24 protein-coding genes and 1 tRNA gene are annotated in these 25795 nt (G+C 71.0%); 9 read left to right on the top strand and 16 right to left on the bottom strand.

Annotated features, from left to right (window positions below; translation table 11 throughout):
- Nucleotides 1-53 precede the first annotated feature (53 nt).
- Nucleotides 54-1502 (top strand): FG-GAP repeat protein, encoded by a 1449-nt coding sequence (locus ACIPSA_RS24070; protein WP_402638033.1) that lies wholly within the window; start codon nucleotides 54-56, stop codon nucleotides 1500-1502.
- A gap of 72 nt (nucleotides 1503-1574) precedes the next feature.
- On the opposite strand, the gene ACIPSA_RS24065 is transcribed toward ACIPSA_RS24070, so the two are convergent.
- Nucleotides 1575-1772: a hypothetical protein gene (locus ACIPSA_RS24065; RefSeq protein ID WP_402638032.1), complete on the bottom strand. Its 198-nt coding sequence runs from the start codon at nucleotides 1770-1772 to the stop codon at nucleotides 1575-1577.
- Between the two features lie 32 nt (nucleotides 1773-1804).
- On the opposite strand from ACIPSA_RS24065, the gene ACIPSA_RS24060 reads away from it, so the two are divergent.
- Together ACIPSA_RS24060 and ACIPSA_RS24055 are read left to right on the top strand one after the other, a co-directional pair.
- On the top strand, nucleotides 1805-1930 hold the full coding sequence (locus tag ACIPSA_RS24060) for a hypothetical protein (protein ID WP_402638031.1): 126 nt from the start codon (nucleotides 1805-1807) through the stop codon (nucleotides 1928-1930).
- A 120-nt stretch (nucleotides 1931-2050) separates the two neighbouring features.
- Nucleotides 2051-2983, top strand: a complete 933-nt coding sequence (locus ACIPSA_RS24055; RefSeq protein ID WP_402638030.1) for an aminoglycoside phosphotransferase family protein — start codon at nucleotides 2051-2053, stop codon at nucleotides 2981-2983.
- 256 nt (nucleotides 2984-3239) lie between these two features.
- On the opposite strand, the gene ACIPSA_RS24050 is transcribed toward ACIPSA_RS24055, so the two are convergent.
- The 8 genes from ACIPSA_RS24050 to ACIPSA_RS24015 form a co-directional block, all read right to left on the bottom strand.
- Nucleotides 3240-4898: a long-chain fatty acid--CoA ligase gene (locus tag ACIPSA_RS24050; protein ID WP_402638029.1), complete on the bottom strand. Its 1659-nt coding sequence runs from the start codon at nucleotides 4896-4898 to the stop codon at nucleotides 3240-3242.
- 120 nt (nucleotides 4899-5018) lie between these two features.
- Entirely contained in the window at nucleotides 5019-5585 is a 567-nt protein-coding gene (locus ACIPSA_RS24045; protein WP_402638028.1) for a SigE family RNA polymerase sigma factor, read from the bottom strand.
- Between the two features lie 146 nt (nucleotides 5586-5731).
- A complete protein-coding gene (locus tag ACIPSA_RS24040; RefSeq protein ID WP_402638027.1) occupies nucleotides 5732-6898 on the bottom strand; it encodes a lipid-transfer protein in 1167 nt (388 codons plus the stop codon).
- A complete protein-coding gene (locus ACIPSA_RS24035; protein WP_402638026.1) occupies nucleotides 6895-7302 on the bottom strand; it encodes a MaoC/PaaZ C-terminal domain-containing protein in 408 nt (135 codons plus the stop codon). Before ACIPSA_RS24035 ends, ACIPSA_RS24040 begins: the two co-directional genes overlap by 4 nt.
- Before the next feature lie 4 nt (nucleotides 7303-7306).
- Nucleotides 7307-8338: an acyl-CoA dehydrogenase family protein gene (locus tag ACIPSA_RS24030; protein WP_402638025.1), complete on the bottom strand. Its 1032-nt coding sequence runs from the start codon at nucleotides 8336-8338 to the stop codon at nucleotides 7307-7309.
- 1 nt (nucleotide 8339) lies between these two features.
- Nucleotides 8340-9290, bottom strand: coding sequence for a bifunctional MaoC family dehydratase N-terminal/OB-fold nucleic acid binding domain-containing protein (locus tag ACIPSA_RS24025; RefSeq protein ID WP_402638024.1), 951 nt, complete (start codon nucleotides 9288-9290; stop codon nucleotides 8340-8342).
- On the bottom strand, nucleotides 9287-10441 hold the full coding sequence (locus ACIPSA_RS24020) for an acyl-CoA dehydrogenase family protein (RefSeq protein WP_402638023.1): 1155 nt from the start codon (nucleotides 10439-10441) through the stop codon (nucleotides 9287-9289). The genes ACIPSA_RS24025 and ACIPSA_RS24020 overlap by 4 nt, the downstream gene beginning before the upstream one ends.
- 175 nt (nucleotides 10442-10616) lie before the next feature.
- On the bottom strand, nucleotides 10617-10928 hold the full coding sequence (locus ACIPSA_RS24015) for a hypothetical protein (protein ID WP_402638022.1): 312 nt from the start codon (nucleotides 10926-10928) through the stop codon (nucleotides 10617-10619).
- 366 nt (nucleotides 10929-11294) lie between these two features.
- Between ACIPSA_RS24015 and ACIPSA_RS24010 the strand changes: the two genes are divergently transcribed.
- The gene (locus ACIPSA_RS24010; RefSeq protein WP_402638021.1) at nucleotides 11295-12167 is read left to right on the top strand and encodes a bifunctional DNA primase/polymerase; all 873 of its coding nucleotides are present in this window, start codon (nucleotides 11295-11297) and stop codon (nucleotides 12165-12167) included.
- 62 nt (nucleotides 12168-12229) lie between these two features.
- Here the strand turns inward: ACIPSA_RS24010 and ACIPSA_RS24005 are convergent, their stop codons facing one another.
- The 5 genes from ACIPSA_RS24005 to ACIPSA_RS23985 form a co-directional block, all read right to left on the bottom strand.
- Nucleotides 12230-12898, bottom strand: coding sequence for a hypothetical protein (locus ACIPSA_RS24005; protein ID WP_402638020.1), 669 nt, complete (start codon nucleotides 12896-12898; stop codon nucleotides 12230-12232).
- Nucleotides 12899-13146: 248 nt separating this feature from the next.
- The gene (locus ACIPSA_RS24000) at nucleotides 13147-13614 is read right to left on the bottom strand and encodes a DUF6176 family protein (RefSeq protein WP_402638019.1); all 468 of its coding nucleotides are present in this window, start codon (nucleotides 13612-13614) and stop codon (nucleotides 13147-13149) included.
- Nucleotides 13583-15556: a SpoIIE family protein phosphatase gene (locus ACIPSA_RS23995; RefSeq protein ID WP_402638018.1), complete on the bottom strand. Its 1974-nt coding sequence runs from the start codon at nucleotides 15554-15556 to the stop codon at nucleotides 13583-13585. The genes ACIPSA_RS24000 and ACIPSA_RS23995 overlap by 32 nt, the downstream gene beginning before the upstream one ends.
- Nucleotides 15557-15958: 402 nt before the next feature.
- Nucleotides 15959-16043 (bottom strand) — tRNA-Ser (locus tag ACIPSA_RS23990).
- Nucleotides 16044-16103: 60 nt separating this feature from the next.
- Complete coding sequence (locus ACIPSA_RS23985) at nucleotides 16104-17570, bottom strand: S1C family serine protease (RefSeq protein ID WP_402638017.1); 1467 nt, start codon at nucleotides 17568-17570, stop codon at nucleotides 16104-16106.
- Nucleotides 17571-17860: 290 nt separating this feature from the next.
- On the opposite strand from ACIPSA_RS23985, the gene ACIPSA_RS23980 reads away from it, so the two are divergent.
- From ACIPSA_RS23980 to ACIPSA_RS23970, 3 genes are all read left to right on the top strand, one after another.
- Nucleotides 17861-18688, top strand: coding sequence for a glycerophosphodiester phosphodiesterase (locus ACIPSA_RS23980; RefSeq protein ID WP_402638016.1), 828 nt, complete (start codon nucleotides 17861-17863; stop codon nucleotides 18686-18688).
- 189 nt (nucleotides 18689-18877) lie between these two features.
- Nucleotides 18878-19507 carry an ATP-binding protein gene (locus ACIPSA_RS23975; RefSeq protein ID WP_402638015.1) on the top strand — a complete coding sequence of 210 codons (630 nt, stop codon included), beginning with the start codon at nucleotides 18878-18880 and terminating at the stop codon, nucleotides 19505-19507.
- Nucleotides 19508-19644: 137 nt separating this feature from the next.
- A complete protein-coding gene (locus ACIPSA_RS23970) occupies nucleotides 19645-20610 on the top strand; it encodes a DUF5926 family protein (protein ID WP_402638014.1) in 966 nt (321 codons plus the stop codon).
- A gap of 245 nt (nucleotides 20611-20855) precedes the next feature.
- Here ACIPSA_RS23970 and ACIPSA_RS23965 read toward each other — a convergent pair whose 3' ends face one another.
- Both ACIPSA_RS23965 and ACIPSA_RS23960 read right to left on the bottom strand, forming a co-directional pair.
- On the bottom strand, nucleotides 20856-21410 hold the full coding sequence (locus ACIPSA_RS23965) for a hypothetical protein (protein WP_402638013.1): 555 nt from the start codon (nucleotides 21408-21410) through the stop codon (nucleotides 20856-20858).
- 56 nt (nucleotides 21411-21466) lie between these two features.
- A complete protein-coding gene (locus ACIPSA_RS23960) occupies nucleotides 21467-22135 on the bottom strand; it encodes a bifunctional DNA primase/polymerase (protein WP_402638012.1) in 669 nt (222 codons plus the stop codon).
- A gap of 612 nt (nucleotides 22136-22747) precedes the next feature.
- Between ACIPSA_RS23960 and ACIPSA_RS23955 the strand changes: the two genes are divergently transcribed.
- Together ACIPSA_RS23955 and ACIPSA_RS23950 are read left to right on the top strand one after the other, a co-directional pair.
- Nucleotides 22748-24157, top strand: a complete 1410-nt coding sequence (locus ACIPSA_RS23955; RefSeq protein WP_402638011.1) for a PP2C family protein-serine/threonine phosphatase — start codon at nucleotides 22748-22750, stop codon at nucleotides 24155-24157.
- Nucleotides 24158-24287: 130 nt separating this feature from the next.
- Nucleotides 24288-25751: an aminopeptidase P family protein gene (locus ACIPSA_RS23950; protein ID WP_402638010.1), complete on the top strand. Its 1464-nt coding sequence runs from the start codon at nucleotides 24288-24290 to the stop codon at nucleotides 25749-25751.
- Nucleotides 25752-25795 lie beyond the last annotated feature (44 nt).

The following is a 25795-nucleotide window of genomic DNA, read 5'->3' as shown; positions in this document are numbered from 1 at the left end:
CCATCGTCGGATCCGGATGCCCCGGATCCCGCGCATGCCCAGGGGACGCCCGCATGTACAGACGCATCAGTCTCGCCCTCGCCACGACCGCCGCTCTGACACTGACCGGCGGCCTGGTCGCCGTCGGGACGGCGGCCCCGGCCGCCGCCGTCGGCAACGGCCTGCAGGGCGACTTCAACGGTGACGGCTACCGCGACGTCGCGATCGGTGTGCCCGGGGGAACGGACACCCAATGGGAGGCCGGCTGGGTCGGCGTCGTCTACGGCACGTCCGCCGGTATCGACCCGGCCAAGCGCAAGATCCTCACGCAGTCCGGGAGCGTCAACCCCGGTGCGCCCGAGGGCAGCGACAAGTTCGGCGGCGGGCTGTCCGTGGCCGACTTCGACGGCGACGGCTACAGCGACCTCGCGGTCGGCGCGCCCGGCGAGACCTACAGCCCGAACTCCTACCAGGGCTCCGTCACCCTGTACTGGGGCGGTCCGAGCGGGCTCGGGTCCTCCGCCGTGATGGTGAAGGATCCGGTGGCGAAGGACGGCAACAGCTTCGGCGGCGCGCTCACCGCGGGCGACTTCGACGGTGACGGGCACGCCGACCTCGCCGCCTTCAACTCCCTGACGTCCACCGTCTCCGTGCTCAAGGGCCCGTTCGCCCGCACCGGCGCCTGGAGTTCGGCCGCGACCGTGACCCTGCCGGAGCCCTCGCAGTACGCCGCCGGGTTCGTGTCCTCCGGGAACGTCTCCGGCGACGCGGCGGACGACCTCGTGGTGCAGTACCGGGCGGGGCGCGGCGGCACCGAGCGCGCCTGGTACTTCGAGGGGTCGGCCTCCGGCGCGGGCCTGGTCCAGAAGGCCGTACTGCCCAACTCGCACACCTCCGCGGTCGGGGACATCGACGGCGACGGGTACGACGACATCGCGGTCGCCGACTCCTACGAGACGACCGCCCTCGGCGGCGCCGTGACCGTCCTGTACGGCGCCTCGGCGGGTCCGGGCACCGGCCGGGCGTCGACGGTCCTCACCCAGGACTCGCCCGGAGTTCCGGGCGCCTCGGAGAGCGGGGACAAGTTCGGAGCCTCGCTCTCCCTCGGCGACGTGACCGGCGACGGCCGGGCGGACCTGGCGGTCGGACTGCCGGGCGAGAACCTCGGCAGCCTGTCCGACGCGGGTTCGATCGTCCTGCTGCGGGGCTCGGCGACCGGCATCGCCACCAGCGGCAACCAGAGCCTGACCCAGAACACGTCAGGCGTCCCCGGCACCGCGGAGAGCGGCGACAAGTTCGGCTCCTACGTCCTGCTGTCCGACATCGACGGCAACCGGAAGGCCGACCTCACCGCCGCCGCTATCGGCGAGGCGCCCGCCGGGACCAGCGTGCGTTCCGGGGCCGTGTGGCGGCTGCGCGGCGCGTCCACCGGTCTGACCAGCACCAGCGCCAAGAGCTTCGGCCCCCACGAACTCGGGCGGGCCTGGGACGACCAGAGCTTCGGGCAGGTGCTCGGCGGCTGACGCGGAAGACCACCGGGCCGGGGTGCGAGGGCACCCCGGCCCGCTCTTCCAGGACCTTGCGGCCGAAGGCCTCTACGGACCCTCTTGGCGCGCTTCCTCACGATCGATGATCGCCGCCATCGCGGCCAGCTCGTTGACGCACCCGCCGACGACCCATTCGCCCCCCTGGACCACGTAGGACCCGTCATCGAGTTTCATCACCTGATAAGCGGTGTCGTTGACGACGATCTCCCACACCGTCCCGGCGGGGGCCTCCTGATATCCGTTCATCCCCTGGGCGCTCCCGTGTCGCTCAGAGCCTGGTGACGTCCAGCTCCCCGTCCGCGTACCGCCTGCGCGGCACCTTCTTCAAGAACCTGGTTGTGCGGCTCGGGGGGTACGCCCGGATCAGTCTCGACAAGGACGGCGAAGTCGTTTGGGCCGCGTGAGAGCCCTGTCACGGATAAAGGCCCCCTTGCTCGTCGAGCAGGGGGCCTTATGAGGGGAGGTCTTCCTGCGGCTGGCTCGGGCCTGGTGGCGGCGTTGGGCTGGCGCGTAAGGTGCCCGAAATGATCGGGGTACCAGAGGTCTTCGCACGGGGCACTGTCGAGCGTGAAGGAGAGCCCGGAGCGGGGTGGCTTGCCGAACTGCCGTGGATTGTGGACGAGTTGCTGGGGCGCTGGGGGTGCATGCCGGACGGTGAGGTCATGCACGGTGGTGTCGGGGTCATCGTCCCGGTGCGACGGCGGGGCGAGGGGCCCGCTGTGCTGAAGGTGTCGTTTCCGCATCCCGGCAACGTTCATGAGCCGGACGCATTCGCGGCGTGGGGTGGGCGCGGAGCTGTTCTGCTGCGCGAGCGCGACGACGAGCGTTTCGCGATGCTGCTCGAACGGGTCCAGACGTCGACTCTGGCGGAGGTCGCAGACGGCGATGAGGTTGTGACGGTCGCAGGGTGGATCAATCGCCGGCTGGCCGTTCCCGCACCGCCTGGCCTGCCTCGGCTGCGGGAGCAGGCCGACGCCTGGGAGGAGCAGCTACGCAAGGATGCTGAGGAGCTGACGCACACGCTGTCGCGTTATGTGGTGGACGCCGCCGTGGCGACCGTCCGCGAGCTGGGCCGTGTCCAGCCGGACATGCTCATTCATGGTGACCTTCACGCCCGGAACATCCTGCGCGCCGACCGTGAGCCATGGCTGGCCGTCGACCCCAAGGGGTACGTAGGAGACCCCGCGTACGACGGCGGCACGCTGCTCAAGTCGCGCGCGTTGGCGCTCCTCGAAGCGGACGACCTCCGCAAGGCCGTCCACCGCACTCTGGACGTCTTCACCGAGGCCGCGGAACTCGATCGCGAACGCGTCCAGCGTTGGGCCCAGTTCCATGCCGTCCAGGCTGCGTCCTGGGGCCGTCACCACGGATTCCGCATTGCCCGCAGCGGACCACGATTGGACTGGCTCACCGCATTCGCGGACCGCCTGGCGGAGTTGCTCACGGAACACTCGTAGATCGTGATTTTGCTGGTGCGGGCTGGTGCGGAAGTGGTGCGGCCCTCGTTGAACCGCAGAGCGCGACGGTACGAGGGCCATGCACGGCCATCCTTGCGCACTCGCGGCTATGCGCGTTTTCGCCTTAGCCGGGAGAGGGGCGCAGCAGCGGCCCGGCTCCGGAGTGAGCCACTGGAAGGGCTCTGTCGGGGTGAGAGCAGCCGCAACGGCGAGAGCCCCCGGCGGGGTGCCAGGGGCTCTACGCAGCTCAGCAAGGTCAGCTGAGCTTGGTCACGTCGAGCTGGCCCAACCTATGCGCTTCACGAATCTTCTTCTTGTCGAACTTGCCCACGCTCGTCTTCGGCACCGCCTCGATGACCGTCCAGCGCTCCGGGAGCTGCCACTTGGCGATCCTGGCCTCCTCGGCGAGGAAGGTGCGCAGGGTCTCGAAGTCGGCGGTGGCGCCCGCCTTGAGGACGACCGTGGCCAGCGGGCGCTCGCCCCACTTGTCGTCGGGGACGGCGACCACGGCGGCCTCGGCGACGTCCGGGTGGGACATCAGGGCGTTCTCCAGGTCGACCGAGGAGATCCACTCTCCGCCGGACTTGATGACGTCCTTGGCGCGGTCCGTGAGGGTGAGGAAGCCGTCGGGGCTGATGGTGCCGACGTCACCCGTCTTCAGCCAGCCGTCCTCGCTGAACTTGTCGGCGGGGCGCAGCGGTTCGGCGTCGGGGCCGTTGTAGTAGGAGCCCGCGATCCACGCGCCGCGTACCTCCAGCTCACCCGCGGACTCGCCGTCCCAGGGGAGCCGCTCGCCGCCCGGTCCGGTGAGCCGTGCCTCGACGCCGGCCGGGAAGCGGCCCTGCATGAGGCGGTACGCGAACTCCTCCTCCGTGCCGACCGCGTGGGCCGGAGGGCGCGCGACCGTGCCGAGCGGGGAGGTCTCCGTCATGCCCCAGGCGTGGCAGACCCGCATGCCGAGCTTGTCGAACGCCTTCATGAGGGAGGGCGGACAGGCCGCGCCGCCGATGGTGACCTGGGTGAGGCTGGAGACGTCCCGGGGCTTGGCGGTCAGCTCGCCGAGCAGGCCCTGCCAGATGGTGGGGACGGCGGCCGCGTGGGTCGGGCGCTCGCTCTCGATCATCTCGGCGAGCGGCGCCGGCTGCAGGAAGCGGTCCGGCATCAGCATGTTGACGCCGGTCATGAAGGTGGCGTGCGGCAGGCCCCAGGCGTTGACGTGGAACTGGGGGACCACGATGAGCGAGGTGTCCTGGTCGGTCAGGCCCATGGACTCGGTCATGTTGACCTGCATGGAGTGCAGGTAGATGGAACGGTGGCTGTAGACCACGCCCTTGGGGTCGCCGGTGGTGCCGGAGGTGTAGCACATGGCGGCGGCCTGGCGTTCGTCGATCTCCGGCCAGTCGAACGTCGTCGGCTTGCCGGCGATCAGCTCCTCGTACTCGTGCACCTGCGCCGTGGCGCCGGCGAGCGGGGAGCGGTCGCCGGGGCCGGAGACGACGATGTGCTCGACCGTCGTCAGCCGGGGCAGCAGCGGGGCGAGCAGGGGGATCAACGAACCGTTGACGATGATCACGCGGTCGGCGGCGTGGTCGACGATCCAGGCCAGCTGCTCGGCGGGCAGGCGGAGGTTGAGCGTGTGCAGCACCGCGCCCATGGAGGGGATCGCGAAGTACGCCTCGACATGCTCGGCGTTGTTCCACATCAGCGTGGCGACCCGGTCGTCGCCCCGGACGCCGAGGTCGTCGCGCAGGGCGTTGGCCAGCTGCACCGCGCGGATCCCGGCCTCGGCGAAGCTGCGCCGCTGCGGCTCGCCCTCCCCGGTCCAGGTGGTGATCTGGGACCGTCCGTGCACCAGCACACCGTGCACAAGGATGCGGGTGACGGTCAGCGGTACGTCCTGCATGGTGCTCAGCACGGCGTCCTCCCGGGGCGACACTGCCTACGCGGTAGTAAGGGCTGCGCTGATTCTGCGCACATACCGCTCGGTATGTCACTAGGGGCAGGAAAACTCGCCCGCTTCGGGGGCCGCGCGCGCCTACCGAACGAGGCCGAGCTCGGGATCCTCACGCAGCTTGCCGAGCGCCCGCGACACCGCCGACTTCACCGTCCCCACCGACACCCCCAGCACCTCGGCCGTCTGGGCCTCGCTCAGATCTTCGTAGTACCGCAGGACGACCATCGCCCGCTGCCGCGCGGGCAGCTTGCCGATCGCCCGCCACATCGCGTCGTGCAGCGCCTGCCGCTCCGCCGGGTCGCCCCCGCAGGGCACGGGCTCGGGCTCGGGCAGTTCGTCGCACACGAACTCGTCGACCTTGCGCTTGCGCCACTGCGAGGTCCGCGTGTTCAGCAGCGCCCGGCGCACATAGCCGTCGAGCGCCCGGTGGTCCTCGATCCGCTCCCAGGCCACGTAGGTCTTGGTGAGCGCGGTCTGCAGCAGGTCCTCCGCGTCGCTCGGGTTCGCGGTCAGCGACCGTGCGGTGCGCAGCAGCACCGGCTGGCGGGCCCTCACGTACGACGAGAACGACGGAAACGACGGGTACGGACGGGTCTGCCTCGCCGATGTGGCGGCGTCCGAAGCGCTGGTGCAGACGAGTGTGGTCATGGCCCCACGCTATGAGCGACCCTGTTCCGGCGGATCGGCCCCAGGTCCCGAAGCAGAGTCCCCCTCAGGTTGTAGAAGGGGGGCGGCCTACACCTCCTGAAGGTGGACTACCCGGAGACCGGTACTACGGGTTCGCCCCTGCGGGCTCAGCCGTCCGCGGCGAGGACGAGCCCCGACGTCGGCACCCCCGTCCCCGCCGTCACCAGGATCCGGCCCGCCCCCGCTATCCGGTTCACGGCCGTGCCCCGCACCTGGCGCACTCCTTCCGCCACCCCGTTCATACCGTGGAGGTACGCCTCCCCGAGCTGGCCCCCGTGTGTGTTGACCGGCAGCCGTTCCTCGGCCACGAAGTCCGCCGCCTCCCCTCTTCCACAGAACCCGAACTCCTCCAACTGCATCAGAACAAAAGGGGTGAAGTGGTCGTACAGGATCCCCACGTCGATGTCGGCCGGGGCCAGCCCGGAGGTGCGCCACAGCTGCCGGGCCACCACGCCCATCTCCGGCAGGCCGGTCAGGTCGTCGCGGTAGAAGCTGGTCATCTGCTCCTGGGCGCGGCCCGCGCCCTGGGCGGCGGCCGCGATCACCGCGGGCGGATGCGGCAGGTCACGGGCCCGCTCCACGGACGTGACGACGAGCGCCTGTCCGCCGTCCGTCTCCTGACAGCAGTCGAGGAGCCGGAGCGGTTCGACTATCCACCGCGAGGCCGCGTGGTCGGCGAGCGTGATCGGACGGCCGTGGAAGTACGCCGCCGGGTTGGTCGCCGCGTACCCGCGGTCCACGACCGCCACGTGCCCGAACGCCTCCGGGGTCAGCCCGTAGGCGTGCAGATAGCGCTGTGCCGCCATGGCCACCCAGGACGCCGGGGTGAGCAGCCCGAACGGCAGCGACCAGCCGAGCGCCACGCCCTCCGCCGACGGCTCCCGGTGCTGCACGCCCGAGCCGAATCTCCGCCCCGACCGCTCGTTGAACGCCCGGTAGCAGACCACCACCTCCGCCACGCCCGAGGCCACGGCGAGCGCCGCCTGCTGGACGGTCGCGCAGGCCGCCCCGCCGCCGTAGTGGACCCGGGAGAAAAAGGACAGCTCGCCCATTCCGCAGGCCTGGGCCACGGTGATCTCCGGGCTGGTGTCCATCGTGAACGTGACAAGCCCGTCCACGTCCCCGGGGGTCAGCCCCGCGTCGTCGAGCGCGGCCCGCACCGCCTCCACCGCCAGCCGCAGCTCACTGCGGCCCGAGTCCTTGGAGAACTCGGTGGCCCCGATGCCGACGATCGCCGCGCGTCCGCCGAGCGTGTCCCGGGTCCGTACGCTCATCGCGCACCACCCCCGGGCGGGACGGTGACCGTGACCGTGCCCGTCACGTGTCTGCCGATGTCGTTGGCCCCGGTCACCCGGACGGTGGCGGTGTCGCCGTCCACCCGCTCGATCCGGCCCGTCAACACCATCGTGTCTCCCGGGTAGTTGGGTGCCCCCAGCCGTATGGCGACCTTGCGGAGCACGGCCGTCGGGCCGAAGTGGTCCGTGATGTATCTGCCGACCAGGCCGTTCGTCGTCAGGATGTTCATGAAGACGTCCGGGGAGCCCTTCTGTCGGGCCAGTTCCGCGTCGTGGTGCACGTCCTGGTAGTCCCGGGACGCGATCGCGCCGGCCACGATCAGCGTCCGTGTGATCGGGATCTCCAGCGGCGGCAGCTCCGCGCCCGCCGTCGGCACCGTCATGCCCTCACTCCGCACTCGCGATCAACTCCCCCAGTTCCTGCAGCACTTCGCTCCCGCATCCCAGATAGGCGTCCAGCTGCCGCCCCCACAGGAAGTGCCGGTGCACCGGATGGCCGAGGTCGGCACCCGCACCGCCGTGCAGATGCTGGCCCGTGTGGACGACCCGCTGCCCCGCCTCGGACGCCCACCACGCGGCGGTCAGCGCGTGCGTGGCACAAGGGAGCCCCGTGTCGCGCCGCCAGGCCGCCTCGTACGCCGTCACCCGTATCGCCTCGGTGTCCATGTGTGCGTCGGCGGCGCGGAGTTGGACCGCCTGCCGGGTGGCGAGCGGCCGGCCGAACTGCTCCCGGCCGTTCACGTGCGCCACCGCCCGCGCGAGCGATCCCGCACACACCCCGGCCTGCAGACCGGCGAAGGCGGTGCGGGCGGCGGCCAGGACGTCGGCGTAGGCGTAGGCGTCAGGATCGCCGAGCCGTTCCGCGGGCGCGCCGTCGAGCGTGAGACGTCCGGCCGACCAGGGTGCGGTCAGCTCGACCGGAGTGACCGTGATGCCCTCCGCGAGCGGTGTCAGCCACAGCCGTCGGCCGCCGTCAGCGACGAGTACGTGTGTGGCGTCCCGCAGCCAGGGGACGACGGGCACGGTGCCGGTCAACTCGCCCCGGGCCGAGGCCCGTACCCCTCCCTGCGCCGGAAACGCCCCGCTCACCACGACCGAGCCGTCCCCGATGCCCGGCAGCAGCCGCTCCCGTTGCTCCGGGGTGCCGTGGGCGGTGACGGCGAGGAGCCCGTAGACACAGGTCGCCGCGTACGGCACCTGGGCCGTCGTGCGGCCCTGTTCCTCCAGGAGCAGCACCAACCCGAGCAGGCCCAGGTCCGCCACCGCGCTCACCAGACCCGCCCCGCACAGGGCCTTCCACAGCTCAGGGTCGCTGCCGGTGCCGGCGGCCGCCAGCCGCTCGTGCGTCGCCAGGTCACCGAAGATCCGTGCGGCGAGATCGCGAGCCTCGGCCTGTTCCTCCGTGGGCGTGAAGTCCATGTCAGGCCTCGCCCTCGGTGACCCGGAACACCGGCAGGACCAGTGCGCCCTCCTCGTCCTCGTGAGTCCGGAACTCCACCCGCACCGGCAGCCCGATGCGCACCTTGTCGTACGGCACCCCCACCACGTTGCTCACCATCCGCACGCCCTCCGCGAGCTCGATCAGCCCGACTGCGTAGGGACCCGCCGCGTCAGCGGCATGATCGGATTCCGTGAAGGCGGGGAACGGCGGGTGGTGCATCACCACGTACGAATAGACCGTGCCCGCGCCGCTCGCCTCGACCGTGTCCCACTCCGGGCAGCCGCAGGAGTTGCAGCCCGGCAGCCAGGGGTGGCGCAGCGTGCGGCAGTCGGTGCAGCGCTGGATGAGCAGCCGGTGCCGGGCCACGCCCTCCCAGAAGCCGGCGTTGTCCCGGTTGACCACCGGGCGGGGGCGCCGGGCCCGCCGGGCCTTCTGCTTCCCGCGTGACGGTGCGTACTTGAGGATGCGGAAGCGGTGTGTGCCCGCGAGGTCCTCGCCCACCCGCACGTCCATGCGGGTCGTGACGAAGTACCCCGTGCCGAGCTTGGTCGTCTTCCGCTCCGACACCGACTCGATCACCGTGTCGAACGTGACCTCGTCCCCGGGCCGCAGTGGCCGCAGATACTCCTGCTCGGAGTCGGTGGCGACCACCGAGGTGCAGCCCGCCTCGTCGAGGAGGGTCATCAGCTCGTCGAACGCCGCCGTGCGCCCCTCGTGGCCGGAGAGGCCGCCCATCGTCCACGCCTGGAGCATGGTGGCCGGGGCCACGGCGTCCGGCCCCTCGTACGCCGGGTTCGCGTCGCCCATCGCCTCGCACCAGTGCCGGATCATCGGCGCGTTGACCGGGTCCTTGCCCACGCAGGCGACGGCGGCCGCCTGACCCTCGTACGCCTTGAGCCGTTTCCACAGCTCGTCCGGCCCGTCACTCACCGCCGCCCCCTCGTCATCCCGAGCCGCATCGTCGCGACGATCTCCCGCTGCACCTCGCTCACCCCGCCCCCGAACGTGTTGATCTGTGCCGCCCTGTTCAGCCGCTCCAGTTCGCCGTCCCCGAACGCGCCCGGGGAGCCGGAGCGGACCAGTCCCGCCTCGCCGACGATTTCCTGACACATGCGATACGTCGCGACAGTCGATTCCGTTCCCGCGAACTTCACCCCGCTCGCCTCGCCAGGGGCCGGCCGGCCCGCCCCCGCGTCCGCCACCAAACGCCAGCTGAGCAGGCGGTTCGCCGCCAGCCGGGCATGTGCCTCGGCCAGCCGAAAACGCACCCACGGATCGTCAACCCGGCGCCTGCCCGTCACCGGATCGGGGGCGCGGGCGGCGGCGAGGGCGGCCGCGTAGTAGTCCTCGGCCTGCAACCCGACGGCCGCGAGGGCGACCCGTTCGTGGTTCAGCTGGTTGGTGATGAGCGACCAGCCGTCGTTCTCGGTGCCGACGAGGTTCCCGGCGGGGACCCGGACGCCGTCGTAGTAGGTGGCCGTCGTGGTCTGTCCGCCCACCGTCTCGATGGGCGTCCAGGAGAACCCGGGCGCGTCGGTGGGGACGAGGACGATCGAGATGCCCCGGTGCTTCGGCGCCTCGGGGTCGGTGCGGCAGGCGAGCCAGATCCAGTCGGCGTGCTGGGCGCCCGAGGTGAAGATCTTCTGGCCGTCCACCACCCAGCCGTCGCCCTCCCGCACCGCCCGCGTCCGCAGCGAGGCCAGGTCGGTCCCGGCGGACGGCTCGCTGTAACCGATCGCGAAGACCAGCTCCCCGCGCAGGATCCGGGGCAGGAAGTATTCCTTTTGCCGCTCGCTCCCGTATTTCATGAGCGTGGGCCCGACCGTGTTCAACGTGACCATCGAGACGGGTGCGCCTGCCCGGTACGCCTCGTCGAAGAACACGAACTGCTCGTCCGCGCCCCGGCCCTGTCCGCCGTACTCGACCGGCCAGCCGAGCCCGAGCAGGCCGTCGGCACCGATGCGCCGCAGCAGCGCCCGCTGTTGTGCCGCGTCGAAGGGGCCGCCCGCCATCAAGGTCCGGAAGTGGGAGCGGAGTTCGGCACGCAGCCGCTGCTGGCGCTCGGTGGGGGCGAGGTGCACGGCGGGGGCCTCCCGACCTCGTACGAATGACCGTTTCTGACTGTCCGTCAGATTCCGTCGGGTGTCAAGGTCGGCCCGGGAACGCGAAAACGCCTGCGCGGCGGTACCGAAGCACCGCCGCGCAGACGCGTTACGACCCCCAAGAGCACACCCCGCAAGGAACTTCAGACGCGGGTCACCAGAGCCTGGTGAAGTGGATCAGGACGTTCTCGTTCCCCTGGTTGATGGCCGTGAACGCGGAGCCGTTGACCTGCGCGGTGTTGCTCTGGTTCGAGGCACCGTGGCCGACCGCGTTCTGCTGCGTGGTGGACGAGTTTCCGCTGTTGTTGTGGCCGACCCCGCTGCCGACGACGCTCGCCACGCCCGCGTTCGATCCGTCGGCCGCGAAGCCGCCGTTGTCCGCGGCCGCGACGCCGGTGAAGAGGGCGGCCGCGAGCGGGAGCGCGGAGACGGCGGCGAGAACGCGGGCGGTACGGATGCTTGCCATGTTGTTCCTCCAGAACGAGTACCCATCGGCCGCAAGGCCCCGGAGTACGTCAAGTACGGCTATGACCAGGGGAGTTGGCCGACCACCCCGGCGGTTGTGCACGACGTCGCGAATCCAGAGTTGCCCATCGAATCCCCGTCGAACCACCCCGGAAGCCGTGATTCGCCCTCAAGCGTGAGGACAAGTCGATAAACCCTTTTCGCCATCTTTGGTGATCTCAGCCCCAACAAGTCACAGCTCGGGCACTTCACCTCAAGTGCCGCAAGCGAGGAATCGTTCCGGCGCATTTCCGGCCAACCTCCCCACCTCGGCGAGCCACCGCCAGCCCCTCTTCCTTTTTTCGAACATGCGTACGAACATGGAGCCATGGCCACCACCGACCGGCAGGCCACGACGCTGGCCCTCGCACACGCCCTGTCAGCCGCCGAACGCGGACTGGCCGTCATCCCCCTGACCCGGACGAAACTCCCGGCCCTGCGTTCCCCCCACCGCGACGACCCCGCCCCCGCGCCCTGCCACGGCGAGTGCGGCCGCTTCGGCCACGGCGTGTACGACGCCTCGTCCGACCCGGCACGCATCCGCGAGCTGTTCGCCGCCGCGCCCTGGTCCACCGGCTACGGCATCGCCTGCGGACTGCCACCGCACCATCTGATCGGCATCGACCTCGACACCAAGTCCGGCACGGACTCCTCGGCCGCCCTGCGTGAACTCGCCCTGCGGCACCTGTTCACGATCCCCGAGACCGTCGTCGTACTGACCCCGAGCGGCGGCCGCCACCTCTGGCTGAGCGGCCCGCCGGACGTCGCCGTGCCCAACTCGGCCGGCCGGCTCGCCCCCGGCATCGACATCCGGGGCGCCGGCGGCTACCTCGTCGGACCCGGCTCACGCACCGACCACGGTGTCTACGGCACCGCTCCCGGCACCGCGCACCTGGCCCCGGCCCCCTGCCCGCCCGCCCTGCTCCGCCTGCTGCTCCCGCCGCCGAGCCCACCCCACCCCGCGACGCACCCCTCGGTCGGCGACCGCGGCCAGGGCCTGGTCCAGTTCGTCCTCGCCGCCCACAAGGGCCAGCGCAACACCCGCCTGTTCTGGGCCGCCTGCCGCGCCTACGAGAACGGCATCGGCTCCGCCCTCGTCGCCCCTTTGATCGACGCGGCCCTGGACACCGGCCTGACCGAACGCGAGGCACGCGCGACGATCGCGTCGGCGGCGCGGATGACGGGCCATCAGCGGCGGTGAATCACCCGGGCCCCGGGAACGGCGACCGCGCGCGTCCCCAGGGTGTGGCCCGTCGAGCCGTACTACGGCGTGTAGACCTGCTCCAGTCGGTCGATGGAGCCGTCGGCGCCGGTCTCGTACCTGAACACCAGACCGGAGTCGGGGTGGGCGTCGACCCAGTCGATCAGCTCGCCCACGCCGATGCGCTGGTTCTTGCTGCTGCTGGTGATGGGGTTGGTCGCGGTGACGTACGCGGCCTGGTCCATGGCCCAGCGGGCGTCCTCACCGGTGACGACGAACGGCGCGCCGTCGGTGTCCTTGTCGGGGCATCCCCAGGCCCCGTGCTGGATGACGAGGTTCACCTTGCCGGTGCTGCCGGGAAGCTCCTCGACGCGGTAGAGGGCGATCTCGTCGGGGTCGACATGGTCCGGGTCCGGCGCCGAACTGACGCAGTCGGCGGCCGGTGCGGTGGTCTTGGAGGCGGGCTTCGCCGTGGCCGTCCCGCCGCCTGTCGTGCCGGGCGACACGGTCGCGGTGGCATGCGCGCCGGCGGTGGCATCCGCGCTCGCGGCGGCCCCGCCCTTGCCGCCGGACGTGCCGGGCGCCGAGCTCGCCGTGGCGCCGGTGCTCGGTGTGCCGGCGGCTCCGGCGGCTCCGGCGGCGGAGCCGCCCCCCTGGCATCCGGTGAGCACGGCGGCCAGCGCGACGGCCGCGAGCACGACGACGGCGGGTCTGAGGCGATGGGCATTCATCTGGGACGTCCCCCCTGGTCACGGGCGGCCCGACCGGCCGCACCCGGATCCGGACCGTAACAACGCCCTGGTCACCGCCGCACCACCGCGGCGCCCCGTGTCACCGACTCGGGACAATGCCGTCACAGGGCATGGATCATGTGACATGCCGATATCGAGGAGCGTCCGCACACAAAATCCGCGTACAACTCCGCACACACAGGTACGCGTCTTCGAGACCCTGCAGCTCGGCACGAGTGAGCGAACAGCTACTGGGCTCGCAGCGCCCAGCTCAACACCGCTTGACGCACGGGTTCCGGAAGCATGAGCACCTGCGGCTCAGCCTCCACCCAGCCGGGTTCCTTCGTCCGCCTGGCCTGCTCCATGTGATCGCGATCGATGGGAAGATCGCGATCCAGGCCTGCCCCGTCCTCACCTCTCACGGTGACCCAGAACAGATAGTCCTCGTCGTGTTCCCGCAGCCGGAACACGATCTCGATGGCCATCCGTTCGCGGTCCAGAGTGGCCACGCAGTCGTCGAGACGGTCGTTGAGCATGCGCATCCACCTGTCGGCCTCGGCCTCGGCGCCGGGTTTGACCTTCGCCCGTGACAGTTCGACGACCAGACCGGAAGGGATCTCAAAGCCTGTGCCAGCGTGGGTGTCGTCATCGACCGATTGATGGCGCCCCGCCAGCGTGATGCAGTCACGTACGTCGTATGACCAGCAGCGCCACATCGTCGAGGTGGTCGACCGCGACCGCGGCGTCGAGGATGCGGTCGGCGGTCTCCTCGGCATTCAGCCCGTCGTGGACGGCCTGGGCGGCCAGCTCTCCGGCTCGCTCCAGTCCGGCTTCCAGCGTGAGGCCCGGTCCTTCGACCACGCCGTCGGTGACCATGACCAGCGCACTGTCCTCGTCCAGGGTGAAGGTCTCCTCACGGTACTCGGTGCCGGGCACGACTCCCAGGACCGGGCCGCCCGGCAGCTCACGGACCTCGTGGCTGCCGTCCCTGTGCGCGCAGAGCACCGGCACATGGCCGGCACTGGTGCCGGTGACCCGTCCGTCGTGCGGGTCGACACGCAGGATGGTGCAGCTGGCGAATCGTGCCGGATCCATCGTGACGAGCAGCTCGTTGGTCCGCATCAGCACGGTTGCCGGATCCGGTTCCTGGGCGGCGATCGCACGCATGGACAGGCGGACCTGTCCCATGAAGGCGGCGGCGTCCACGTCGTGCCCCTGTACGTCGCCGATCTCCAGGGCGATCGCGCCGTCGGGCGTGACGAAGGCGTCGTACCAGTCTCCGCCGATGTCCAGCCCGTCCCGGCTGGGTCGGTAGCGGGCGGCAACCTGCAGACCCGGGAGGTGCTCGGGCAGCGTGGGCAGCATGGTCTGCTGCAGCGCCGTGGCCAGCTCGACGCGTGCCTGCTGCAACCTGATGCGCCTCAGTGCCTGGCCTGCCAGGTCGGCCAGCGTGCCCATGAGGGTCCGCTCGTCCAGGGACGGCCGGAATCCACTGCCGTGGGTCATCTCCCATGCTCCGAGTGGCGGATTGCCGGTCTCGCTGAGGGGCGTGATGGAGACGGCGTAGTCGGAGCCGAGCCGAGCGAGCCACGGCGAGGATGTCCCGTGCGGCCAGCGGCGGATGTAGTCCTCCTGGTCGGGGACGAACTGCGGCTTGCCGGTGCGAATCGCTTCGGGCAGCGCGCTGGGATGGTCCAGTGACATGCCGTGCAGGGCCTGCGCCTCCCCCACGGATATCCCGGCGTCGGTGGAGACGCGCAGCCGGCCGTGGTCGACGAGGGCGAGCAGGGCGCCGGTGGCGCCGAACGTCGCGGCGAGCCGGGTCAGGACGACCTGCCGCAGTTCCTGCTCCGTGGCTGCGGCGATCAAGGCGGAGGAGAAGTCGGCGGTGTCTTTGGCGCGCTGTCGTTCGGCAGTCAGTGCGGCCTGCGCCTTCTTCTTGCGCTTCTCCTGTTTGGTGTCGTCGCGGACCACCCCGAAGATCCGTTCGGGGCCGTCGTAGCCCAGCTGGACCCGACGGGTCTGGGCGGCCAGCCGGTGCCAGCCGTCGTGCCGGGTGAGGTACTGGTACCTCACCCAGGGGGAGGGGGACTGGGCGGAACCCGAGCGCAGGAGCTGCCGGAAAGCCTCCCGGTCGTCGGGGTGCACTGCCGAGATCACTCTGGACAGCGGCGCGGTGAGATCCGGGTAGAGCGCGACCAGGGCTGGTAGGCCACCGAGCCACTCCAGCTGGTGGTCATCGCGCGAGTACATCCACAGGCCGAGGTCGGCGGCCTCGGTGGCCAGCCGGAATGGGATCAGCAGGCTGGCCAGGTCGTTGCGCGCGTCCAGGGCGTGCACCCAGACCAGTTGCTCGTCACCTGCGGGATCCGTCACCGGCTGCGCCTCGAACAAGCAGGCAACGGATGCTCCGCCGCGCCCGGGGAACTCCAGCACCCGCATCGCGACCGTTTTCATCTTGGCGGCGTGGGCCACAAGACTCTCGGCCGACGTCCGCTGGCTTGCGGGCCACAGCTCACCGAAGTTACGGCCCAGGCACTGCTCCGCCGACCTGCCCACCGCCGTGGCCATCGCAGCGTTGAGGCTGCGGATGGCGCCATCTGGCGTCAGAAGAGCCGCCGGGTCGGCCCTTCGAAGAAGTTCGTCCGAGGCGTCCATCCAGTGGCTCCCTGGCACATACCAATACAGCCCCTTCACTCATATTCGCGCATTTTGTCGCGATGTCTCGGTGAAGGGTGTGTCTGACCGCCTGCGTCGAGTGACGACGGCAGGGTTCCCGCTGGAAACGGTGGACGGCGGCCCGCGAAGGGGGTCGACGGAGCTCGGTTGCGGTACAGCAACCCCAGCAATGGCCCATGGCCTGTAGCGTCCCTTGGAGACTTCGACGCGACCGCGATGAACGCCGTCGACCGATCCACAGAGAGCTACGGATCAGACGGTGCCCGTGCCCCATCCGTGCCCGATCGCATGGGGAACCGCGGGGAACCACGGTGCCGAGCGGGCACCGCACAACGCAACGGCCCCTGACCAATTCGCCTGGTCAGGGGCCGTTCACCTGCGCGGTGGGTGTGGGATTTGAACCCACGGTGACTCGCGCCACGACGGTTTTCAAGACCGTTCCCTTAGGCCGCTCGGGCAACCCACCCCGCGCCGCCGATCAGTGCGGCGCGGGGACAAGGGTAACGTCTGGTCACGCGCGCGTGGGTCAGTTGTCGCCGTTGCGCGAGCCCAGGGTGAGTTGGGCGGTGTGCTCCTGGCCGCCCCGCTGGTAGGTGATCGTGACCTTGTCGCCGGGCTTGTGGGTCCAGATCTCGCCGATCAGGGTCGGGCCGCTGTCGATCACGTGGTCGTCGAGCTTGGTGATGACGTCACCGGGCTTGAGGCCCGCCTTGTCCGCGGGACCGCCCGACTCGACCGCGGAGGAGCCGCTGGCGCCCGTGTCGGTGATCTTCGCCCCGCCCGTGGAGTCCTCCAGGGAGACGGACGCGCCGATCTTCGCGTAGACCGGCTTGCCGGTCTTGATCAGCTGCTGGGCGACGTACTTGGCCTGGTTGATCGGGATGGCGAAGCCGAGACCGATCGAACCGGACTGGCCGGAGCCGCCCAGACCGCCGCTGCTGCTGGACTGGATCGCGGAGTTGATGCCGATGACCGCCCCGCTCGCGTCGAGCAGCGGGCCGCCGGAGTTGCCCGGGTTGATGGAGGCGTCGGTCTGCAGGGCGCTCATGTAGGACGCCTTGCTGGAGGCGCTGCCGTCACTGGAGGCGACCGGGCGGTTCTTGGCGCTGATGATGCCGGTCGTCACCGTGTTGGAGAGGCCGAAGGGGGCGCCGATGGCGATCGTCTCGTCGCCGACGGCCACCTTGTCGGAGTCGCCGAGCGCGAGCGGCTGGAGGTCCGACGGGGCGTTCTTGAGCTTGATGACCGCCACGTCGTAGCCCTGGGCGTGGCCGACGATCTCGGCGTCGTACTTCTTGCCGTTCGGGAAGGTGGCGGTCAGCTTGCCACCGTCCACCGCGTCCGCCACCACGTGGTTGTTGGTGACGATGTGGCCCTGCTTGTCGAAGACGAATCCGGTACCCGTGCCGCCCTCGCCGCTGGTGCTCTCCGCCTCGATGGTGACCGTGCTGGGCAGTGACTTGGCGGCGACCGCCGCGATGGTGCCCGGGGCGCGCTTGACCTGCGTGGCGCTGCTGTCGGAGGCGGAGACGGTGGTGGAGCCGGAGTCGTCGTTGTTCTTGGCCAGGGTGTAGCCGAGGCCGCCTCCCAGGCCGCCCGCGAGCAGTGCAGCGGCCAGGACTGCGGCGACCAGCCCGCCGCGCCCGCTGCGCGGCTTCGGTGCGGGCTGCTGGTACGACGCACCCCAGCCGGTGCCGCCTCCGGCGCCGCCGTCCGCGTAGGCGGGTGTGACGGGGGGCGGTGGCGGCCACGAGCCGTCCGCGGCGGTGCCAGGGCCCTGATGCCCGTCGGGCGCGCCCACGGAGGCGTACGCGGCCGGGGCCACGCCCTGCTCCGGCGCGCTGGGGGCGCCCGGATGCACCGGTGGGAGCGGAGTGGTCGGCGCGCCCCCGTCGGCTGCGGCTGCCTGCGCGGAAGCAGCGGGAGATGCCACCGGCACGGGAGGCGCGGAGGGGGCCGGAGGTACCTCGGTGCCCTCGTTCTCGGTGCTCACAGCTCTTCTCCTCGGTCCACGGCTGTTTGTCTCGGTCGCACTCGGTCACGCTCTTTCACGCTTGTCGACGGTCTCCGGCGCGATTCAGCTGTGCATGTGCTTTTGTCTGCTGTCAGCTTTTCCCACGGGCCGTCAGAGCACCATAAGCGGTGGCTGTGGGTCCGGCGTCAATCTTTATATAGGACCTTTATGGCAAAAGTTCCATTCCGGAGCAGGGTCCCTGCCGCCGTTCGCCGCACGTGCGCACCCGTGCCGCCCCGCGCAACCCGTCATGGTGGCACCATGACGCGGTGACACACGCACGCCAGCACCAGATCCAGGTCGTCGCCCACCGAGGAGCCTCCGAGGACGCCCCCGAGCACACCCTCGCCGCATACCGGAAGGCGATCGAGGACGGTGCGGACGCTCTCGAGTGCGACGTACGGCTGACCGCGGACGGCCACCTGGTGTGCGTGCACGACCGGAGGGTCAACCGCACGTCCAACGGCCGCGGTGCGGTGTCCGCCCTGGAACTGGCGGAACTCGCCGCCCTGGACTTCGGCTCCTGGAAGAAGCGCGAGACCTGGCGCGGCCGGGACGAGGAGCCCGACTGGGAGTACCGCCCGGAGGACCACGCGGACACCTCCGTACTGACCCTGGAGCGACTGCTGGAGCTGGTCGCGGACGCGGGACGGCGGGTGGAGCTGGCCATCGAGACGAAGCACCCCACACGCTGGGCCGGACAGGTCGAGGAGCGGCTGCTGCTGCTCCTGAAGCGGTTCGGACTGGACGCCCCGGCCTCGGCGGCCGAGTCACAGGTGCGGGTCATGAGCTTCTCGGCACGCTCGCTGCACCGGGTGCGGGCCGGCTCGCCCACTCTGCCGACGGTCTACCTGATGCAGTTCGTCTCGCCCCGGCTGCGCGACGGGCGGCTGCCCGCGGGCGTCCGGATCGCGGGTCCGTCCATCCGGATCGTGCGCAACCACCCGGCGTACATCGAGCGGCTGAAGCGGGCCGGCCACCAGGTGCACGTGTGGACCGTGAACGAGCCCGAGGACGTCGACCTCTGCGTCGAGCTGGGGATCGACGCCATCATCACCAACCGCCCGCGCGCGGTGCTGCGCCAGCTCGGCCTCTGACGCGAAGCGTGCCCGCCGGTGCGCAGATGCAACCGGTGCGCCGGTAAAGAGCCCCGTAAGGACCGGTACGCACCCCTTGACCCGGCCGGACTCCTGCACCATCCTCCATTCTCGGCCATACCGGCGAAATCAAGCCACACCATTACAGGGAGTGCTCCGGCGCGTTCGTTCCGTGTTCGATCGTTGCGAATGCGTCACCGTGCCTGGACTGGCCGGTTTCCGGTACAGGCCAATGGGGCATTCACACCGTGGCGTGGGGCAAAGGAGGTCTCGGGGGTGGCGTTGGTGGTGGCACAGGAGGTGCCCACGTCGTCGAGCATGGCCGTACCCCATGGCCCTGCGGGCGTGGGGGAAGCAAGACATCGCATGCGCGATCAGCTGCGCATAGGTGGCGTATCGGAATCGGTCATCGACGATGCCGTACTGATCCTTTCCGAACTGTTGAGCAATGCTTGCAGGCACGGGCGCCCCCTGGGCGACGCGCCGGTCGGGGACGGCGACATCCGGGCGGCCTGGCGTGTGGACGCACGCGGCCGGCTCGTCGTCGAGGTGACGGACGGCGGCGGCCCGACCCGCCCGGCTCCGGCCACCCCGTCGGTCACCGCGCACGGCGGCCGCGGGCTGAACATCGTCACGGCGCTGGCGGACGACTGGGGCGTACGGGACGACGCCCGGGGCGAGGTCACGGTGTGGGTCGTGGTCCACGACGACGTTCACGATCCCGATGCCGGGCACCGCCGCGACGACTTCGCTACGCGCGTCACGGCGCCCTCGGTCTCCGGCCTGGACTTCGTAGACGCGTTCGACGACCTGGACTGAGGACCGGCCGTGGGCCCCGTCGTCCACAGCCGCGCGACGACCGCACGTGCCCGTTGTCCACAGGTCCCCGTCGATCATGGCGCGAACGGCTAGGCTCCCGCCCGTACGAGACGAGCCGTAACCGGGAGACACCCACGATGGCCAAGAAGCGACCTCAGACGAAGGCCGAGCGCCCGCAGCTCAGCGATGCAGAGATCCCGGTGGTCGGCGCCCGCGAGGCCTGCCCCTGTGGCAGCGGCCGCCGTTACAAGGCATGCCACGGCCGGGCCGCCGCGCACGCCGCGACCGAGCTGGTGCACCGCCCCTTCGAGGGCCTGCCGGGCGAGGGCGACTGGGTGGCGCTGCGCGAGCTGGTGCCCGCCGCCACGGTCGAGCTGCCCCTGAAGGACGGCCTCCCCGAGGACGTCCCGTCGGTCACGCTCGCCACGGTGCTGCCGATGGCGTGGCCGGCCCTGCGCCGCGACGACGGCTCGGTCCTGCTGGGCCTGCAGAACGACACGGCCTCCGGCGACATCAGCCGCGACCTGGCCGACACCCTCCAGCGCGCCCTCACCGCGGAACCGGGCACGCCCGTCCAGAGCCGGCGTGCCCCGGCCGACGGTCCGCGGCTGCAGGACCTGCTCGACCCCGAAGGCGCGTTCGAGCCAGTTGTGCACAGCGGCTTCGAGTTCTGGGTCCCGGACCCGGAGAACGCCACGCCGGAGGTGACCGCCTCCCTGGAGCGGGCCAACGCCGCGGCCATCCCCACGGTGAAGCTGACCGGCGTGGACTCCGCGTACTGGTGCGAGACCCCGGAGAAGAACCACCTCCGCTGGGTCATGCCGTATCCGGAGGAGCAGCTTCTGGACGCCCTCGCACGGCTGCACGCGGCGGGCCGTTCGAACCTCGGCGAGGGCACCCGGCTGGTCGGCTCCTTCCGCGCTCACGGGCTCACCGTGCCGGTCTGGGACCTGCCGAGCGGTGTCACGGCGGAGGACGTGGAGAAGCCGGCCGCCGAGTTCGCCGAGCGCTTCGCCGCCGCTCTGGCCTCGGACGCACCGCTCACCGCCGACGAGCGCCGAGCGCGCGGCGGCCTGACCAACCGGCAGGTCACGCTGAGCTGACGCGCCGGGTTCACCCAGGGACGCGGCTGACCGACCGGTCAGCCGCTGTCATCTCGCCGAAGCGGGTGACTCCTGTCACAACTCCCGAACGGGACAGGCAAATCGGTGTCCGAATAGCCGAGATCGAATTTGCTAACAGCCGATCTCTTGTTACCGTTCCAATAGCCCGGTTGCTGGTGCATCCCCCGTCGCCAGCAACCGGGTCTTTCCATGTCCGGCGCCGCTGTACGGAACGCAGGCGTTCGTCAACTGCCGTTGGACTCTTCGGAGTTGCTCATCGAGCGCAGCAGCAGCGGTCCGTCCTCGCCCCTCGCCGCGAACTCCGCGACGGCCGTGTACGCGTCCAGACCGCCCCGTGCGTGCTCCCGGGGCGTCTCGCAGGTGGCGGGCTCGTCGTCGGCGTCCCCGGCGCAGCGCATCCGCACGGTGCGGCCGCCGGGCCCCATGAGGCTCAGCGCGGAGTCCAGGGCCTTGCCGGTGACGTTGCGGTAGTAGGCGCGCGCCCAGGTGTCCTCACCCTGTGTCATGACGCAGGTCTGGGCCTCGACACCGTCGGGGGAGGTGAGTTCGGGACCACAGCGGGCGGCGGTGGCCAGGCCCAGGCCGAGCACCCGCGGGGAGCCGCCGGTCACGGCGGAGCGGTCCTTGGCGTCGCCGCGCGGAGAGGCCGGTGCGGCCGCCCGCGCCTCGTCGGGCACCGGCCGCGCGGAGTCGCCCACCGGCCCCGCGGACGCCACGGTCAGCGGCAGCGCGACCGCGCAGGCCACGACGCCCGCGAGGGCGAGCAAACGAACGTTCATGTACCGGAAGATAACGACCTAAAGCGGGCGGCCGGTTCCACGCGCGCCCGACACCCTTACAACTCGGGCGCGCTCACACCCGTACGAGTGAGGGCGTCGACCACGGCGTCCACCACGGCCTCCACGTCCGGCACCCAGGGCGAGGCCGAGCCGGGCAGCGGCGCGCGCTCCCAGCGGATGGCGCCCTGGCCGGTCTCGGACGGGGGCAGGGCGAGATAGCCGCCCTCGCCGTGGAAGCGGAGGGAGCCGGGGACGAAGTCCTTCGCGTAGAGCAGTTCGCCCAGCTGTTCCATCGAGTACGGCTTCACGAGCAGCGCCCAGCGTGTAGGCGAGGCGATCACCGGGCCGAGGCGCATGCCGCGACGGTCGAGCGCGTCGAGGGCACGGGAGGCCGCGAGGGCCGGCAGGCTGACCGCGCAGGGGGCCTTGCCGCCGGTGGCGAGGACGACGGGCGCGCTCGGCCGGTTGGTCCACCACCAGCGGACCATGCGCTCGTCGGTGGTGGCCGCGAGGAGGCCGGGGTCGAAGGGGTGCGCGCCGGGCACCGTGCACTCCGGGTCGGGGCACGCGCAGCGGGCCCGCCCCTGCGGGTCCGGGGCCACACCCGGGAGTACGGGCCACTGCCATTCCGTCGCGAAGGCCAGGGCCGCGCTGAGCATCATCTCAGGCCGCCCGCCGTTCCGCCTGGACAGGAGCCTGCGTCGCCTTCCGAGGATCTCGCGCATGAGCGCTCGTTCCTTTCCGTTGCACCGCTGGCAACACCGTGGACCACATCACATCATGTGTCGATCACTTCACTGTGCGTACCTGTTGGCGCATCACACCCCTGCCCTGAGCAGGGGGAACCCCAAAGGGCCGAACATTGGCCGCACCCGCGTCCATACTGCGTCTATCAAAAGCACGGCCGCGGGGTGGGGGTGGCGAAGTCTGGCGTTTTGCCGTTCCGCGTATTTCTCTCCGCCTCCGCCACGGGAGGATGGGGCACGGTCGTCGGTGGCTAAGACGCCCGGGTCCGTTGCCAGGTTCCGGGTGGCTCCCAACCACCCCTGGCCTTCTCCGAGTACGTACCCATCTCGACCGTCGTGACGCTCTGTGGAGCAAGCCCAGTCGACCGCAATGAACCGATACCCGAGGCAGTTTTAAGCCAACTTTGCCTTTGCGCAAGAGGTCCGGCAGGAACTCACAAGAGGCCCACGGACACCAGGAATCCCAGCAGGACAATGCTGGACATCCCCTCACGAGTGCGTGTACATGTGGAGACACCGCTAGCGGCGCAGAATGACATGGGGGTTTGCGATGCTTTTGAGCAATACGCACCGGTCTGAAGGCCGGACACCATGAACTCCCCCCACCCTCCGAAAGTGGCCGGAATCGATTCAACGGTTCCCACGCCCGCACACACTGTCGCGCCCGCACCCCCCGCCCCGGGCAGCACTCCCGTTCCAGCCCCCCACGCCCCCGCGCCGGGAACCCTCCTGCAGGACCGGCTGGCCGCCTGGGTCTCGGATCTCACGACCCTCCACGAACTCACCGAACGTCTGGCCCGCACGGACTCACTCGACGGAGCGCTCCAGGAACTGCTGCGCGCCGGAGCCGCCCTCGTGGGCGCCCGGCGCGGTCTCGTCGTTCTGGAACCCGGTGACGGCCTCGGCCCCGACAGCACCATCGGCCTGGGTCTCGGCCGCGCCGATCTCGGCCACATCGAGACCGTGCCGCGCGGCGCCACGTCGTACGGCAGGCTGCTCGACACGTCCGCCGGACTCCCCGGCGGCGTCGGTGAGATCCGCCACCCCGACCTGTTCGCCGAGGAGGGCCTCGACCCCCGCCACCGCGAGGTGGCCTCCCGCCTCGGCTACGCCGCCAGCTACGCCCTCCCCCTGTCCACCGAGACGGCAGGGCGCCTGGGCGCAACGGCATGGCTCTACGACGAGCCCGCCGAGCCGAACGAGCGCCAGCGCCACCTCGTCGGCCTGTACGTCCGCTACGCCACCGAACACCTGGCCCGGCTGGTGGAGGTCGCGCGCACGCGCGCGTGCATGGCCACCATCTCCGAAGAACTGCTGCCGACCCGGCTGCCCCGGGTGGCCGGCGTCCAGCTCGCCGCCCGGCACCGCAGCGGCCCCCGCGGCGGCGGAGACTGGTACGACGCGCTGCCGCTGCCCGACGCCGCGCTCGGCCTCGCGGTCGGCTCGGTGACCGGATCAGGGCCCAGCGCGGTTGCCGCCATGGGCCGGCTCAGAGCGTCCCTGCGGGCCTACGCCGTGATGGAGGGCGAGGACCCCGTCGCCGTCCTGTCCGACCTGGAACTGCTGCTGCGCCTGACCGAGCCCGCCCGCTCCGCCACCGCCCTGTTCGCCTACTGCGAACCCGCGCTGCGCAAGGTCACCCTGGCCGGCGCCGGACACAGCCCGCCGCTGCTGATCGGCGAGCGGCGCACCGAGTTCGCGGAGACCTCCGTGTCCGCGCCCCTGGGCATGCTCGCCTGCTGGGAGGCGCCCAGCGTGGAGTTCCAGGCAGAGGCTGGAGAGACGGTTCTGCTCTACACCGACGGGCTGCTGCACCGCACCGGCGACCCCACGGACCGCGCCTTCGCCCGGCTGCACGCGGCGGCCGTGAGCGTGCCGCGCGCCCTGCGCCGCGACCCCGGAGCCGTCGCCGACCACGTGCTGCGCACGGTGCTCCCGGACGGCCTGGACGCGGCCGACAGCGAGGAGGACGTCGTCCTGCTGGCGGCGCGCTTCGACTGAGCGGGCGGCACTGTCCGCTCCTGCCGGGCGGCCGCCACGGTTCGCATGAGTGGGCATAACAGCTCTTCCCGCCCAGGGCCTCCCCGGTGCGACCGTACGATGATAGGGGTCCCGCGCCGTATCGAGGAGGATGACAGTGGCCGACGAGCTCACTCCGGAGACCCCGGAAACTGAGTCCGAGCAGCCCAAGCAGCGGAAGAACGGCCTGTACCCAGGCGTCTCCGACGAGCTGGCCGAGAGCATGCAGTCGGGCTGGGCCGACACGGAGCTGCACGATCTGAAGCCGGTCGAGCAGGCGGAGCACACCGCACGCCGCCGTGCCGCGCTGTCCGCCCGCTTCCCGGGCGAGCGCCTGGTGATCCCGGCGGGCAACCTGAAGACCCGCTCGAACGACACCGAGTACCCCTTCCGGTCGTCGGTCGAGTACGCGTACCTCACCGGCAACCAGACGGAGGACGGCGTCCTCGTCCTGGAGCCCACCGCGGACGGCCACCAGGAGACGATCTACCTCCTGCCGCGCTCCGACCGCGAGAACGGCGAGTTCTGGCTCTCCGGCCAGGGCGAGCTGTGGGTCGGCCGCCGGCACTCGCTCACCGAGTCGGAGGCGCTGTACGGCATCCCCGCCGCCGATGTGCGCGAGCTGCCCGAGAAGCTGAAGGAGGCCACCGGCCCGGTCCGCGTGGTGCGCGGCTACGACGCCGGGATCGAGGCGGCCCTCACCGACAAGGTGACCGCCGAGCGCGACGAGGAGCTGCGCGTCTTCCTCTCCGAGGCCCGGCTGATCAAGGACGAGTTCGAGATCGGCGAGCTGCAGAAGGCCGTCGACTCGACCGTGCGCGGCTTCGAGGACGTGGTGAAGGTCCTCGACAAGGCCGAGGCGACCTCCGAGCGCTACATCGAGGGCACCTTCTTCCTCCGCGCGCGCGTGGAGGGCAACGACATCGGCTACGGCTCCATCTGCGCGTCCGGCCCGCACGCCTGCACGCTGCACTGGGTCCGCAACGACGGCCCGGTCCGCTCCGGCGACCTGCTCCTGCTGGACGCGGGCGTCGAGACCCACACCCTGTACACCGCCGACGTCACGCGCACGATGCCCGTCAACGGCACGTACAGCGAGATCCAGAAGAAGATCTACGACGCCGTGTACGAGGCGCAGGAGGCCGGCATCGCGGCCGTGAAGCCGGGCGCGAAGTACCGCGACTTCCACGACGCCGCCCAGCGCGTGCTCGCCGAGAAGCTCGTCGAGTGGGGGCTGGTCGAGGGCCCGGTCGAGCGCGTCCTGGAGCTCGGCCTGCAGCGCCGCTGGACCCTGCACGGCACCGGGCACATGCTCGGCATGGACGTCCACGACTGCGCGGCCGCGCGGACGGAGACGTACGTCGAGGGCGTGCTGGAGCCCGGCATGGTGCTCACGGTCGAGCCGGGCCTGTACTTCCAGGCCGACGACCTGACCGTGCCGGAGGAGTACCGGGGCATCGGCGTCCGGATCGAGGACGACATCCTGGTCACCGAGGACGGGAACCGGAATCTCTCGGACGGACTGCCCCGGCGGTCCGACGAGGTCGAGGCGTGGATGGCCTCGCTGAAGGGCTGACGTCACACTGATGGCCGGGCACCGGGAAGGTGCCCGGCCATTCA

It is taken from the genome of Streptomyces sp. NPDC086549 (assembly GCF_044746205.1).
Lineage (GTDB): Bacteria > Actinomycetota > Actinomycetes > Streptomycetales > Streptomycetaceae > Streptomyces.
The sequence above is the reverse complement of the archived record's forward strand: the minus strand, read 5'-3'. Positions and strand labels throughout refer to the sequence as shown.